The 13481-nt window shown below is 68.9% G+C and carries 12 protein-coding genes; 11 read left to right on the plus strand and 1 reads right to left on the minus strand.

The genetic code is table 11. The features are described from left to right. Positions 1–1441: YadA-like family protein (locus ASD82_RS02665; protein WP_200950206.1), on the plus strand; the 1441-nt coding region annotated here is incomplete at its 5' end. A gap of 221 nt (positions 1442–1662) precedes the next feature. Here the strand turns inward: ASD82_RS02665 and ASD82_RS02670 are convergent. After that, complete coding sequence (locus ASD82_RS02670) at positions 1663–4419, minus strand: lamin tail domain-containing protein (RefSeq protein WP_235580617.1); 2757 nt, start codon at positions 4417–4419, stop codon at positions 1663–1665. A gap of 364 nt (positions 4420–4783) precedes the next feature. Here ASD82_RS02670 and gspE point away from each other — a divergent pair, with 364 nt between their 5' ends. The 10 genes from gspE (at position 4784) to ASD82_RS02720 (ending at position 13480) form a co-directional block, all read left to right on the plus strand. Then, positions 4784–6517: a type II secretion system ATPase GspE gene (gspE, locus tag ASD82_RS02675; protein ID WP_056715015.1), complete on the plus strand. Its 1734-nt coding sequence runs from the start codon at positions 4784–4786 to the stop codon at positions 6515–6517. 1 nt (position 6518) lies between these two features. Next, positions 6519–7736, plus strand: a complete 1218-nt coding sequence (gspF, locus tag ASD82_RS02680; RefSeq protein ID WP_056715018.1) for a type II secretion system inner membrane protein GspF — start codon at positions 6519–6521, stop codon at positions 7734–7736. Between the two features lie 210 nt (positions 7737–7946). Next, complete coding sequence (gene gspG / locus ASD82_RS02685; RefSeq protein WP_157581975.1) at positions 7947–8351, plus strand: type II secretion system major pseudopilin GspG; 405 nt, start codon at positions 7947–7949, stop codon at positions 8349–8351. 170 nt (positions 8352–8521) lie between these two features. Continuing rightward, a complete protein-coding gene (locus ASD82_RS02690) occupies positions 8522–8977 on the plus strand; it encodes a GspH/FimT family pseudopilin (RefSeq protein ID WP_082542839.1) in 456 nt (151 codons plus the stop codon). 83 nt (positions 8978–9060) lie between these two features. Further along, positions 9061–9483, plus strand: coding sequence for a prepilin-type N-terminal cleavage/methylation domain-containing protein (locus tag ASD82_RS02695; RefSeq protein ID WP_157599163.1), 423 nt, complete (start codon positions 9061–9063; stop codon positions 9481–9483). Next, positions 9480–10136: a prepilin-type N-terminal cleavage/methylation domain-containing protein gene (locus ASD82_RS02700; protein WP_056715024.1), complete on the plus strand. Its 657-nt coding sequence runs from the start codon at positions 9480–9482 to the stop codon at positions 10134–10136. The genes ASD82_RS02695 and ASD82_RS02700 overlap by 4 nt, the downstream gene beginning before the upstream one ends. Then, complete coding sequence (locus ASD82_RS02705) at positions 10133–11002, plus strand: type II secretion system protein GspK (protein WP_056715027.1); 870 nt, start codon at positions 10133–10135, stop codon at positions 11000–11002. Before ASD82_RS02700 ends, ASD82_RS02705 begins: the two co-directional genes overlap by 4 nt. After that, positions 10999–12165, plus strand: coding sequence for a PilN domain-containing protein (locus tag ASD82_RS02710; RefSeq protein ID WP_056715030.1), 1167 nt, complete (start codon positions 10999–11001; stop codon positions 12163–12165). Before ASD82_RS02705 ends, ASD82_RS02710 begins: the two co-directional genes overlap by 4 nt. Continuing rightward, positions 12162–12809: a type II secretion system protein GspM gene (gene gspM, locus ASD82_RS02715; RefSeq protein WP_056715034.1), complete on the plus strand. Its 648-nt coding sequence runs from the start codon at positions 12162–12164 to the stop codon at positions 12807–12809. The genes ASD82_RS02710 and gspM overlap by 4 nt, the downstream gene beginning before the upstream one ends. Next, complete coding sequence (locus tag ASD82_RS02720) at positions 12806–13480, plus strand: general secretion pathway protein GspN (protein WP_056715037.1); 675 nt, start codon at positions 12806–12808, stop codon at positions 13478–13480. Before gspM ends, ASD82_RS02720 begins: the two co-directional genes overlap by 4 nt. The last annotated feature ends 1 nt before the right edge of the window (position 13481 follow it).

The following is a 13481-nucleotide window of genomic DNA, read 5'->3' on the forward strand; positions in this document are numbered from 1 at the left end:
CGCCGTGGGCGAAAGCAGCAGCGCCAGCGGTGACGAAAGCGTGGCGCTGGGTGGCAGCGCGGCTGGTGGCAATTTCATCACCGAAGCCTCGGGTGCGGGCACCACGGCGATCGGCGCGGGCGCCTACGCCACGGCCGACAACGCGGCGGCGTTCGGCTGGTTGTCGGGTGCCGATGCGATCAACGGCACGGCCCTGGGTGCCGGCGCCTGGGTGCAGGCGGCGGCGGACAACTCGGTGGCGCTGGGTGCGCAATCGCTGGCAGACCGGGCCAACACGGTCTCCGTGGGCAGCGCCGGCTCCGAGCGCCAGATCACCAACGTGGCTGACGGCACCGAGGCCACGGATGCGGTGAACCTGGGCCAGCTGGAAGCGTTGCAGACGCAGGTGACGCAGACGGGCTCGGACGTGAGCGCCAACACGGCGGCGATTGCCACGAATACCGCCGCCATCGCGACCAACACCGCGGACATCGCGACCAATACGGCCGACATCGCCACGAACACCGCCGCCATCAGTTCACTGGATGGCCGGGTCGACACGATCGAGGGACAGCTCGGCGACCTGCAGCAGAGCACGGCGGAGCTGGGCGCGATCGGCATCGACACCGTGGGCGATGGCAGCGACGACGCCTCGGTGCTGGCCGGCTCGCGTGGCGTGGCGATCGGCTCGAATGCCGAAGTGGGCGGTGACCATGGCACGGCGATCGGCGGCGACAGCTACGCGGCGGGCCCGAACGACACCGCCATCGGCGGCAATGCGAAGGTGAATGCCGATGGCAGCACCGCGGTGGGTGCCAACACCACCATCGCGGCGACGGCGACCAATGCGGTGGCGGTGGGCGAAGGCGCATCGGTGAGCGCGGCGTCGGGCACGGCGATCGGCCAGGGCAGTTCGGCCACGGCGGCCGGTGCGGTGGCCTTGGGCCAGGGTTCGCTGGCTGATCGCGCCAACACGGTGTCGGTGGGCACGGCGGCAAACAACCGCCAGATCACCAACGTGGCGGCCGGTACCCAGGCCACCGACGCGGCGAACTACGGGCAGGTGCAGCAAGCCCTGGTTAGCGCGAAGGACTACAGCGACGCCAACGCCCAGCAGACCCTGCAGAGCGCCAATGCTTACACCGACCAGAAGTTCGCCAACATCGCCAGCACGGCGGACGTGAACTCGCTGCGCAACGACACCAACAACCGGTTCCGCGCCATGGACAAGCGCGTGAACCAGGTTGGCGCGATGGGCGCGGCGATGGCGCAGATGGCGTTCAGCACCCAGGGCATCAACACGCCGAACCGGGTGGGCGTGGGCATGGGTGGCTACGGCAACCGCGCAGCGCTGGCGGTGGGCTACTCGCGGCAGTTGTCGCCGAAGGCCAACCTGACCTTCGGTGCCGCGGTAACCGGCAATGAGACCTCCGGTGGCGTGGGCGTGGGTATCGGCTGGTAAATCAGGCCGCCGGGCCCCGCGATACGGGCCCGGACATGCACGACAGGAACCGGCGCCCACGTGGCGCCGGTTTTTTTGTGGTCGAGGCCCACCGCCGTCGCGCGAGGCAGCGGTCACGCTTCCGCGCCGCCATGCGCACGTCGCCATGAAGGAGGTCGCTTCGGAGGCGAAAAAGGAAAGGCCCGCCGAGGCGGGCCTTTCTGCCGTGACGTGATGAAGCCTCAGTGGTGCCCGTGCCCCAGCCCGGGGCAGGCCAGGTCGAGCACGAAGCCGTCGTGGTCGGAAACCCCGATGGCCTTGCGCAGGCCGGTTTCGCCTGCCGCGTCATCCTGGGTCTGGTCGGGAGCATCGAGATTGCCGCGGCCGTATTCGAAACCGCGGAAGCAGCGCTGGGCGAGGCGATCAAGCAACGCCTGGTCGAGCACCTGGGCCACCGGAACGTCGCGGCCGGAGTCGAACGAGCCGGTGCTCTGGTAGCCCTGGATCTCGCCAAGCTGCTGGGTGAACAGGAACGAGTAACGGTCGTTGGGGGCCACCGACTGCACCGCGTTCCACAAGGCCGGCTTCACGATGTTGCCGCCGAGATCGAGCAGGTTGGCGCTGTCGTCGTAGGTGCCGGCGATCGCGCCGACCACGTCGGTCCAGCCGTCGGTGAACGGGTAGGCGTTGAAGTCGCCCAGCACCACCAGCGGTTCGAAAGCGGACTTCGCGTCGGTCTGCAGCGCCTGCACGCGCTGGGCGATGTCCACCGCGCCGTTGAAGCGCTTGAGGCGGTTGCGCGTGGCATCCGCCCCGCCATCGACGCCGATCAGCGACTTCGGGTGCACCACCATCAGGCGGAACGAGAAGCTGCCCTTGCCCAGTTTGGTGCCTTCGAGCAGCAACGGCGGACGGTCGTGCAGATAGGCCGACTGGCCGGTGCCAGGGTCCACCCAGGTCGCGTCGTAGCCAAGCTGGCTCACGCTGGCGATCTGCACCCGGTCGTCCTGCACCAGGAAGCCCACGTCGATGCCGCTGGGATCGTGGCCGTCGACCAGGTGCGCGGAGTAGTGCACGCCGTAGTCGCTGTTCAGTTGCGCGGCCAGCTGTTCGAGCACGGGCAGGTTTTCCACCTCCTCGGCGCCCAGCACGTCGGGCAGTTTCAGCACGCCGCCGATGTAGGCGGACAGGCGCTGCAGCTTGAGTTGCAATTCGTCCGCCGTCGGCGTGCCTTCATCGCCGCACTCGTAGGTGCTGTTGTCGCCATCGGTGTCGCACAGCCGCAGCATGTTGAGGTTGCCCACGCGCAGGCCATCCGGGCCCCGCTGATCATGCACGGGGCGCGGCATCGTGTTGGCATCGAGGATGTGCAGCATGGTCGGCTGGAAGTCGTAGTCGCCGAAGCTGTAGCTCATCACGCCTTCGGCGATGAACCGCGCGCCGCCGTTGATCCCGGTGCCGGTCGGCACCGCGCCGAGGGCATCGGCGTCCATCTCGAAGACTTCCGGGTTGCCGTCCCACACGCCGGAGTGGATGTCCGAGGCCGGCAGGCCGAAAGTGACGCCCTGCGAACGCAGCGAACGGCTGCCGCCGGCACTGACGAAGACCTCGGCGAAGGGATCGTTGCCGTAGCGCTGGTTGCCGCGATCGACGATGCCGTTGACGATCAGGATGCGCATGCCCTCGAAGCATTCGAAATTGGTCGTGCCGCAGGACAGGTTCGCCGGATCGGTCGACGGCAGGTTGCGACCGAACAGCACCGGCTGTGGCAGCCGGTTGCCCGAGCTGAGCACGCTGATGCTGGCGCCGGTCAGTTCGGTCAGCCCGTAGTACCCGGCCACGCGGGCACGCACGTCCACCGCGTCGCCGACTTTCACTGTCGGTGCGCTGCCGGTGAACACGTACACGCCGTTCGAGGTCAGCCGGACGTGGTCGTCGCGGCGATCCGGCGTCTGCATGGTGAAGCCGGCCGGGCCGACGCTGGTGACGATGTTGTTGCGGGTGATCACCGGCTGGCCGGTGAACGGCGAGCTGTCACCGTTGCCCTGGATCTGGAAGATCTCGACCTGGGCCGCATCGTCGTTGAGGATGCCGCCGATCGCCTCGCCGCGGGCAATCGCGAGGCCGCTGGACGGCTCGCTCAGCTGCACCGCGAAATCCTCGTCGGGTTCGATCTTCGTGTCGCCGTGCACGGTGACGGTGACCTTCTGCACCGTGTCACCGGCGGCGAAGGTCACCACCTGGTCCACCGCGTCGTAGTCGCCATCGGCCACGGTGGCGGCGCCATCGGCCGTGCGGAAGCGCACCTGCACCGGCGACGGTGCCGGCTTGCTCAGGGTGAGGCTGAAGTCGAGCGCGGTGGTGCCGCTGTCGCCTTCGTTGATCACCGCATCGGCCACCGACACGCCAAGGCCGAGGTCCGAACAGCTGCTGCCGGCGTTGTGCGGCACCGAGGGCGACTGCAGGCTGAAGTCCGCCGCGTTGTCGCCGGTGTCCTGCACCAGCCCGGCCGCGTTGCTGATGCGGGCATACGAGCGGTCGGCATTGGTCGAGCCCAGCGAGGCCAGCCGCGTGCCTTCGCCATAGGCCGAGCCACCGCTGAGGCCGACCTGGTCCAGCACCGTGCCACCGGCATCGGCGATCGCCAGGCCGCCGGTGTCGGTGATGCCGGTCTTGTAGATCACGTCGCCGCCCACGCTGCCGGAATAGCCGCTGCTGGCGCCGTTGGTCAGCAACAGGTAGCAGCCCGGCGCGATCGACGTGCCCGATGGCAGCGTGGCACGCGTGCCGGTGGTGCCGCTGTCGTTCGAGCCGAGCAGGGTGTAGCCGCCCACGTCGAGCGCACTGGGCGAACCGTTGTGCAGTTCGACGAATTCGTCGTTGCCGCCGGACGGTCCGCGTACGCGGAAATTGCTGATCGTGAGATCCGCGGCCAGCGCGGGTAGCGCCGCGGCAAACAGACACAGCGCCATTCCCGCGGCGCGACGCATAGGCATCATGACGTGATTCCCCTCGATGTGATGGCGGATTCCCCCTCCCGGAACCTGACCACTGTCCGTGACGGCGCAATGACAGGTCAGTCATACCCCGGCGCGGGGCGATGACTTTGCGACGGCTTCGGCAGTTTCGAAGGAACTTGTCGGCCTGGCAACCGAAACAGCGCCGAACAGGAATTTTTCCTAGGCGCGATGCCGCCATTGCGCCGGTGAACTCGGCACAATGGAGGGCCGCGCCCGAGATGAACGGCGTGCGGGCCGAATCCCGGGCCATTCGCGTGCGCCCGGCCGGATGTGATACCTATGACGTTTGCCGTTTTCGCCCTGGGGCGTCGACGGTTTCGCGTGCACTCAAGCGGGGTGGAGGATGTCGGCAGTGATTGAGCCGGCGGTCGGCGGGGCGGGCATGGCCGTGGAGGATCGCGAGGCGGAAGTCTGCGCGTGGCTGGTGGCGCGTGGTCGCCTGAAGGAAGGCGATCTGGTGCGCGCGCGCCGGCTGCACGAGGAGTCGACCGAGGGCACGCTGACCACGCTGATGGCGCGTCTTGGCCTGGTGTCCGAGCGCGACCTGGCCGAGGGCTGGGCCGAACTGCTGCAGGTGCCGCTGCTGTCCGCGCGCGATGCGCCGGAACTGCCGCCGGCCGATCTCGACGTGTCGCTGCGTTTCCTCAAGCAGCAGCACGTGGTGCCGGTGCAGGACGAAGCACACGGGCTGGCGTTGATCGTCGCCGATCCGGCCGATCCGTATCCCTTGCAGGCGGTGCAGCTGGCCGCCGGGCGCCCGGTGGCATTGCGGGTGGGCCTGCGTTCGGAAATCGATGGCCTGATCGAGCGCTACTACGGCTCCGGCCGTTCGGCGATGGGCACCATCGTGGAGAACCTCGACGGCAGCGCCGCCGAGGAGGACGACGTCGAGCACCTGCGCGACCTCGCCTCCGAGGCTCCGGTCATCCGGCTGGTCAATCTCATTCTTCAGCGCGCGGTGGAGCAGCGCGCTTCGGACGTCCATATCGAACCGTTCGAAAACCGGCTGAAGGTGCGTTACCGCATCGATGGCGTATTGCACGAAGTGGAAGCGCCGCCGTCGTCGTCGACCGCCGCGGTGATCTCGCGCGTGAAGATCATGGCGCGGCTCAACATCGCCGAGCGCCGCCTGCCGCAGGACGGCCGCATCCAGTTGCGCGTGCAGGGCAAGGAGCTGGACCTGCGCGTGTCCACCGTGCCGACCAGCTTCGGCGAATCGGTGGTGATGCGCATCCTGGACCGCGAATCGGTGGTGTTCGATTTCGAATCGCTGGGCTTCACCGACAGTTTCAAGCAGCGCTTCGTCGAGGTGCTGAACAAGCCGCATGGCATCCTGCTGGTCACCGGCCCCACCGGTTCGGGCAAGACCACCACGCTGTACACCGCGCTGAGCCAGATCAACACCAACGACGTGAAGATCATCACCGTCGAAGACCCGGTCGAATACCAGCTCGAAGGCATCAACCAGATCCAGGTGAAGCCGCAGATCGGGCTGGATTTCTCCGGCGCCCTGCGCTCGATCATGCGCCAGGACCCGGACGTGATCATGATCGGCGAAATGCGCGACCTGGAGACCTGCCGCATCGCGATCCAGTCCGCGCTCACCGGCCACCTGGTGCTGTCCACGCTGCACACCAACAGCGCGGCCGGCGGCGTCACCCGCCTGCTCGACATGGGCGTGGAGGATTACCTGCTCGGCTCCACCATCAACGGCATCCTGGCGCAGCGGCTGGTGCGCCGGCTCGATCCGGAAACCGCGATTGCCTACGAGGCGTTGCCCGAGGTGATCGAACAGTTCGAGCTGGAGAAGTACACCGACGAACGCCCGATCCGCCTGTGGAAGCCCGGCACCAGCGCGGCGAATCCCAGTGGCTACCGCGGCCGCCGCGCGATCATGGAGTTCCTCACCATGAGCGACCCGCTGCGCCGGCTGGTGATGCAGCGCGCGAACGAAGGGGACATCGAAAAGCAGGCCCGCGCCGAAGGCATGCGCACGATGTACGAGGACGGCATCGCCAAGGCCGTGGCCGGCATCACCACGCTGGAAGAGGTCCTGCGCGTGACGCAGGAAGGCTGAGGTGGCGCAGTTCCGTTACAAGGCGGTCAACGACGCCGGCGAGACGCTGCAGGGGCAGATGGAAGCGGCCAGCGTCGAGGAAGTGATCGGCCGGTTGCAGGACCAGGGCCATACGCCGCTGGAAGCGCTGCCGGCCGATGGTGCGGGCGGTGGCAGCGGGTTTGCCGCGCTGTTCAAGCGCGGGCCGTTCAACGGCGACCAGCTGGCCCAGTTCACCCATCAGCTGGCGACCCTGCTGGGCGCCGGCCAGCCGCTGGATCGCGCGCTGGGCATCCTGCTCGACCTGCCCGAGGGCGAGCATGCGAAGAAGCTGATCGAACGCGTGCGTGATCGCGTGCGGGGCGGCAATACGCTGTCCTCCGCGCTCGACGAGGAACACGGCGTGTTTCCCAAGCTCTACGTGAGCCTGGTTCGCGCCGGCGAAGCGGGCGGCTCGCTGGAGGAAACCCTGCGCCGGCTGGCCGACTACCTCGAGCGCGCCCAGGCGATGCGCGGCAGCATCGTCAATGCGCTGATCTACCCGGCCTTCCTGCTGGTCGGCGTGCTCGGTTCGCTGGTGCTGCTGCTGGCCTACGTGGTGCCGCAGTTCGTGCCGATCTTCGAGGACATGCAGGTACCGATTCCGTGGATCACCCAGGCCGTGCTGACCGTGGGCAACACGCTGCAGGCCTGGTGGTGGCTGATCCTGCTGCTGCTCGGCGGCGGCCTGTTCGGCTGGCGCGCGCACCTGCGCGATCCCGCGGCGCGGCAGGCCTGGCATGCCCGCCTGCTGCACATGCGCCTGGTCGGGCCGCTGCTGCTGAAGGTGGAGACGGCGCGGATCGCCCGCACCCTGGGCACCTTGCTGAAGAACGGCGTGCCGCTGCTGAACGCGCTGAGCATCGCGCGCCAGGTCACCGGCAACCGCGCGCTCGACGCGGCGCTGGCCGCGGCGCAGGAACAAGTCAAGGGCGGCGCGGGCCTGAGCCTGGCGCTGGGCCAGTCGAAGCTGTTTCCCCGACTGGCGATGCAGATGGTGCAGGTCGGCGAGGAAGCCGGCCAGCTCGACACCATGCTGCTGAAAGTCGCCGACACGTTTGAACTTGAGTCCCGGCGCGCGATCGATCGTTTGCTGGCCGCACTGGTGCCGGCACTGACCATCGTGATGACCGTGCTGGTGGCGATCATCATGGCCGCGATCCTGCTGCCGCTGTTGAGTCTGACCAGCAATATTCAGTAACCGAGGAGCAAGGTGATGGTGAAGCTTTTGGAATTCGTGGGGCAGGGAATCGGGAATGGGGAATGGGGAATGGTAGGAGCCCGCAAGGCCGCGGCATTTACTTGCCCCATTCCCCATTCCCCATTCCCCATTCACGGGCGCGCGCGTGGCGTTGCCCCCTCCTCAATCCTCCCCCGCGGAGCGGGGGAGGAGACGAAGGCAAGAAGCGCCTTGTTTCATAAGAGCGGGGGCTTCACCCTGCTCGAAATGCTCGCGGTGATCGTGCTGATCGGCATCATCGGCGCGGTGGTGGTGACCCAGGTCGGCAAGAACGTCGACAAGGGCAAGTACGGCGCCGGCAAGTCGCAGCTGATGACGCTGAGCCAGAAGATCGAGAACTACGCGCTGGACAACGGCACTCCGCCGCAGCAGCTCGACGGCCTGGTGACCCGGCCACCGAACGCGGCGAACTGGCAGGGTCCCTATGCCAAGGCCTCCGAACTGAAAGACCCGTGGGGCCATGCCTTCGGCTACCAGTATCCGGGCCAGAACGGCAGCTTCGACCTGATCTTCTACGGCCAGGATGGCAAGCCCGGCGGCGACGGCTACAGCAAGGACGTGGGCAACTGGCAATGACGCCGGGAATGGGAAATAGGGAATCGGGATTCGGAAAAGCGTGCGCTCACACGCTTGCCTGCTCTGCCCATTCCCTGTTCCCTGTTTCCCGTTCCCCGCGCGCGGGGTGCGCTGCCCCCTCCTCAATCCTCCCCCGCGGAGCGGGGGAGGAGGCGAAGGCAAGAAGCGCTTTGTTTCATAAGAGCGGGGGCTTCACCCTGCTCGAAATGCTGGCGGTGATCCTGCTGATCGGGATCGCGGTGGCGGCGGTGTCGGTGTCGGTGACGCAGGGCCTGGCCAGTGCGCGGGTGCGCGCGGCCAGCGGCGAACTGGCCGGCGCGCTGCGCGCGACCCGGGCGCAGGCGATCGTGCGCGGGCAGGAGCAGCACTTCGACGTCGATACCCGGGCGAACAGCTACGACGATGCGAAGCGGCACGACGTGCAACTGCCCGTCGGCATGCACATCAGCATCACCAGTGCGAAGGAAGACCAGCCGAACGACCACACCGGACGCATCCGCTTCTTCCCCGACGGCAGCTCCACCGGTGGCCGCATCACCTTGCACAGCGGCCACCGCGAGTGGCACGTCAACGTGTCGTGGCTGACCGGCGAAGTGCGGGTGGTCGACGCGGTGGCTTCCCGATGAAATTCGGGAATCGGGAATCGGGATTCGGGAATCGGCCAGGCGCGTCAGCGCCGGCTGCCCGCCTTTGCCATTCCTCATTTCCTATTCCCCACTCCCGGCGTCAACGCGGCTTCAGCCTGCTGGAAGTGATCGCCGCGATCATGCTGCTGGCGATCGCGTTCACCGCCTTGATGAAGGTGGCTGGCGCGTCGATCGGCCTGACCCACAACGCGGCGGAATACAGCCAGGCGGCGATGCGCGCGCGCAGCCTGCTGGACAGTGCCTTCGTGGGCGAGGCGGTGAAGCCGGGCAATCGTTCCGGCCGCTTCGATACGCAGTACCGCTGGCAGCTCGACGTGCGGCCGTGGAATACGGGCGGCCCCGCGGTGCCGGGCGCGCCGCTGCAGCTGTACCAGCTCGACCTCACCGTCTCGTGGGGGCCGCAGGCCCATCCGCGGGCGGCCCACTTCCGCACCCTGCGGCTGGGTGCTCCACTGGCCTCGGGCCAGGCGCAGGCCGGACCATGAAACGGCAGGCCGGTTTCACCCTGCTGGAAGTGCTCGCCTCGCTGGTGCTGCTGGCCTTGTTGCTGGTCGGCGTGTATTCGGGCATCCGCACCGCCACGCACAGCGTGCGCTCCGGCACGGCGGCGATCGAGCGGCTGGACCAGGTGCGCTCGGCCCAGCAGTTCCTGCGCCGTGAACTGGCGCAGAGCCTGGCCCAGCCGATCGATCGCACCGATCATGGCGAACCGGTCTACTTCGTCGGCAGTGCCCGGGAGATGCGCTACGTGGCGCCGCTGCCCGGTTACCTGGGCAAGCTCGGCCCGCAACTGCAGCAGCTGCGCCTGGTCGACGACGACCATGGCGGCCAGCGGCTGGAACTCAGCCTGGCCTTGCTGCCGCCCGATGGCCAGCCGCCGCAGGCGCTGGGCGATCCGCAGGTGCTGGTCGACCACGTCAGCAGCGGCAGCTTCAGCTATCGCGGCGTCGATTCGAAAGGTGCCGCGGTGGCGTGGTCGCCGACCTGGGCCGACGGCCGCGTGCTGCCGCAACTGGTGCGGGTCGAGCTGCAGGTGAACGGCACCGTCGAGTGGCCGCAGCTCGAGGTGCCGCTGCGGGTGAACGCCTCGCCGGCCGGACTGGTGCGCATGGGCCTGCGCGGCGGGAGCCTGCGATGAGGCGGGCGGCGCCACACCTGCACGGGCGTCAGCGCGGCGTCGCGCTGCTGCTGGTGTTGTGGGCGTGCACCCTGCTGGCGATCCTGCTCGGCGGTTATGCCGCGCTGGCGCGCACCGAGGGCCTGCAGGCGCGCTACCAGTTTGCCCAGACCCAGGCGCATTACGCGGCCGAGGCCGGCCTGATGCGCGCGGCCTATGCCCTGCAGGACCCGCAGGCGAAGCAGCGCTGGATGGCCGATGGCCGGGTCTACACCTTCCACTACGACAACGCGACGATCACCGTGCGCGCGATCGACGAAGGCGGCAAGGTCGATCTCAACGCGGCCTCGCCCGAGGTACTGCTGGCGCTGTTCCAGGCGGCCGGTTTGAAGCCTGCGCCGGCACAGGCGCTGGTCGATCAGGTGGTCGACTGGCGCAGCCTGCCGGCGGTGGAGGGCGATGACGCCAGCGCCCGGGCCGGCTACCTGGCGGCCGGGAGAAACTACGGTCCGCGCCACGGCCCGTTCGCCAGCGTCGAGGAGTTGCAGATGGTGCTGGGCGTCACGCCCTCGCTGTACCGGCTGCTGGCGCCGGCGCTGACGATCTGGTCCGGCAGTTCCAGCCCCGATCCGAATACCGCGCCGCCGCTGGCGCTGGCGGCGATCCCGGGAATGACGCCGGAACAGCGCCAGCAGCTCGAGGCTGCACGGCAGCAGAACGCGAAGGACCCGCAGCTGGTTCTGGGCAGCGGAACAACGCATAGTATCCGGTCCGAGGCTACGCTGGCCGACGGCACGCGCGCGGTCCTGCGCGCCACGATTCGCCTGCAGGCGGGGCAGGCGCAACCGTATGCCGTCTTGCGCTGGCAGGAAGGGGAGGCGGAATGAGTTCGGCAACGCAGTCACTGCGGCCGCTGGTCGATGTCGTACGCCGCAGCTGGCGTGCCTCGCCGTTGCCGGGTTTCCTGCACTGGTGGGGTGGCGAGCTGCGCGCGCTGCTGCCGCCGCGCTGGCGCGGCGCCTTCGGCAGCGGCGCGGACTGGTACCTGCTGCAGTGCGCCGGCGCGCGCTGGGATCTGCGCCGCAACGGTCGCGCCGGGCTGCTGTCGAGCTGGGACGAAACGGAGCCGGGCATCGACGGCGCGGGCAAGCCCCCGGCGGCGTTGCGCGATGCACTGCAACGCGTCGATCGCGAGGATCTGCGCTTGGCCCTGTTGCTGCCGTCCGCCCTGGTGCTGCGGCGCACGCTGAGCCTGCCGCTGGCGGCACGCGACAACCTGATGCAGGTGGCCGGTTTCGAGATGGACCGGCAGACCCCGTTCAACCTGGCCCAGGTGCACCACGCCGTGCGCGAGCTGGCGACGGCGGCGCCGCCCGGGCGCTTCAACGCGGAACTGGTGGTGGTCACCCGCGACGTCCTCGATCCCGTGCTGGCGCGCCTGCAGGCACAGTCGATCAGTGTGGACGCGGTGGACGTGGCCGATGGCCATGGCCGTCTCGGCGTGAACCTATTGCCGGCGGCGCAGGTGCCGTGCCACGCGCATCCGCGGCGCCGGCTCAACCTGCTGCTGGCCGCGGCCGTGGTGGTGTTGCTGGCCTGCATGCTGGGCGAATGGCTGCACAACCGGCAGCTGGCGCTGGAGCAGATGCGCACGGATGTCGAAGGCATGCGCGGCGAAGCGCAGCAGGTGGCCGCGCTGCGCCAGCAACTGCAGGACAACGCCGGCGCCGCCGGCTTCCTGGCCCAGCGCAAGAAGCACAGCGTGGCGATGCTCAGCGTGCTCGAAGACGCCACCGCGCGCCTGCCCGACAGCGCGTGGCTGGAACGCCTCAGCGTGGACAACACCGGCCAGATCGGCTTCCAGGGGCAGAGCCAGCAGGCCGCGAAACTGCTCGACACCTTGAAGGATTCGCGCCTGATCACCGACGCCAGTTTTCAGGGCAGCATCCAGCCCGATCCCACCACCGGCAAGGAGCGCTTCTACCTCACCGCCCGGGTCAATCAGCCGAAGCCCGCGCCGAATGCCGCGAGCGCCGGGGGCACGCCATGAAGCTGGCGGCGATGAACCGGCGTGACAGCCGCATCGCGGCGGTGCTTCTGCTGCTGCTCGCGCTGCTGCTGGCCTATTTCGTGTTGCTGCACTGGTGGTTCGTGGCGCCACTGCAGCAGATCCGCGGCGAGATGGCCGACCTGCGCGACACGCAGAGCCGCTACGCCGCCGCGATCGCCGAGAAGCCCGCGTTGCTGCAGCGGATCGCCGCGCTCGGCGCCGGCCAGGCGGCCAGCAGCGCGTTCCTGTCGGCGGATGATCCCAACACCGCTTCGGCGGACCTGATGCAGCGCGTGGTCGACGTGGTCGCGGCGCATGCCGGCAGCGGATCGTGCACGGTGAGCCAGAAGATGCCGCTGCCCAGCCCCGCGCCGGCCGCCGGAGAACCGTATCGCAAGGCGGCGGTGAGCATCAGCCTGAGTTGCGACATCGAGCCGCTGGCCGCGGTGATGCAGGCGCTGGAGCAGGGCACGCCGTATTTGTTCATCGACGACCTCAGCATCTATCGCAATCCGGTGGCCGCGCAGCAGGGGGGTGCCGTGCCGCTGGAAGTGCAGTTCACCCTGTCCGGCTATGTGCGGCCGGCGCGGGTCACTCCCGCATCGCCCGGCACGCCGGCGACTTCGCCGGGAGACGCGCCATGAACGCGGCCGCCCAGCGTCGCCTCACGCCCTGGCTGATGCTCGGCGCCATCGCGCTGGCGGCGCTGCTGCTGGCCCTGCTGCTGGGGGTCGGTCGTGGCGTGCACTGGGACGAGCCACGCGCACGCGCGCCGCTGCCGCCGGCCGGCAATCCCGCCAACCTGCCGCAGCCGTTGCCGCTGCAGCAGTTCGCCCTGGTCTGGCAGAAGCCGCTGTTCGCACCCGACCGCAAGCCGACGGCTTCCGCGGCCGATGGCGGCAGCCAGCTCGGCGACCTCGAACTCACCGGCGTGATCCTCACGCCAGCATTGCGCATGGCCTTGCTGCACGATCGCCAGGCCGATCGCGAAGTGCGCCTGCGCGAAGGCGAATCGCTGCCCGACGGCAGCGTGAAGCTGGTCGAGGTGCGCGCCCGTTCGGCCATCTTCGATGCCTCCGGCGGTCGCACCGAACTGAAGCTGCCGGCCGGCGCGCCGATCGACCCGCCGCGCGGCGCCGACCGGAATGCCAACGGTGAAGGCACCGCGCCGGCTCGCGCCGCGCCGCCGGTGCCGCCGGTGCCCAACCGCGCCACGCCCGAATCGTCGCGCGAATCGCCGGCCGAGCGCCTGCGCCAGAATATCCAGAAACGTCGGGCCGCCCGCGCCGCCGCGGCCAACGAAGGAGTACGTTGAT

Source organism: Rhodanobacter sp. Root179, from assembly GCF_001428465.1.
Lineage (GTDB): Bacteria > Pseudomonadota > Gammaproteobacteria > Xanthomonadales > Rhodanobacteraceae > Rhodanobacter.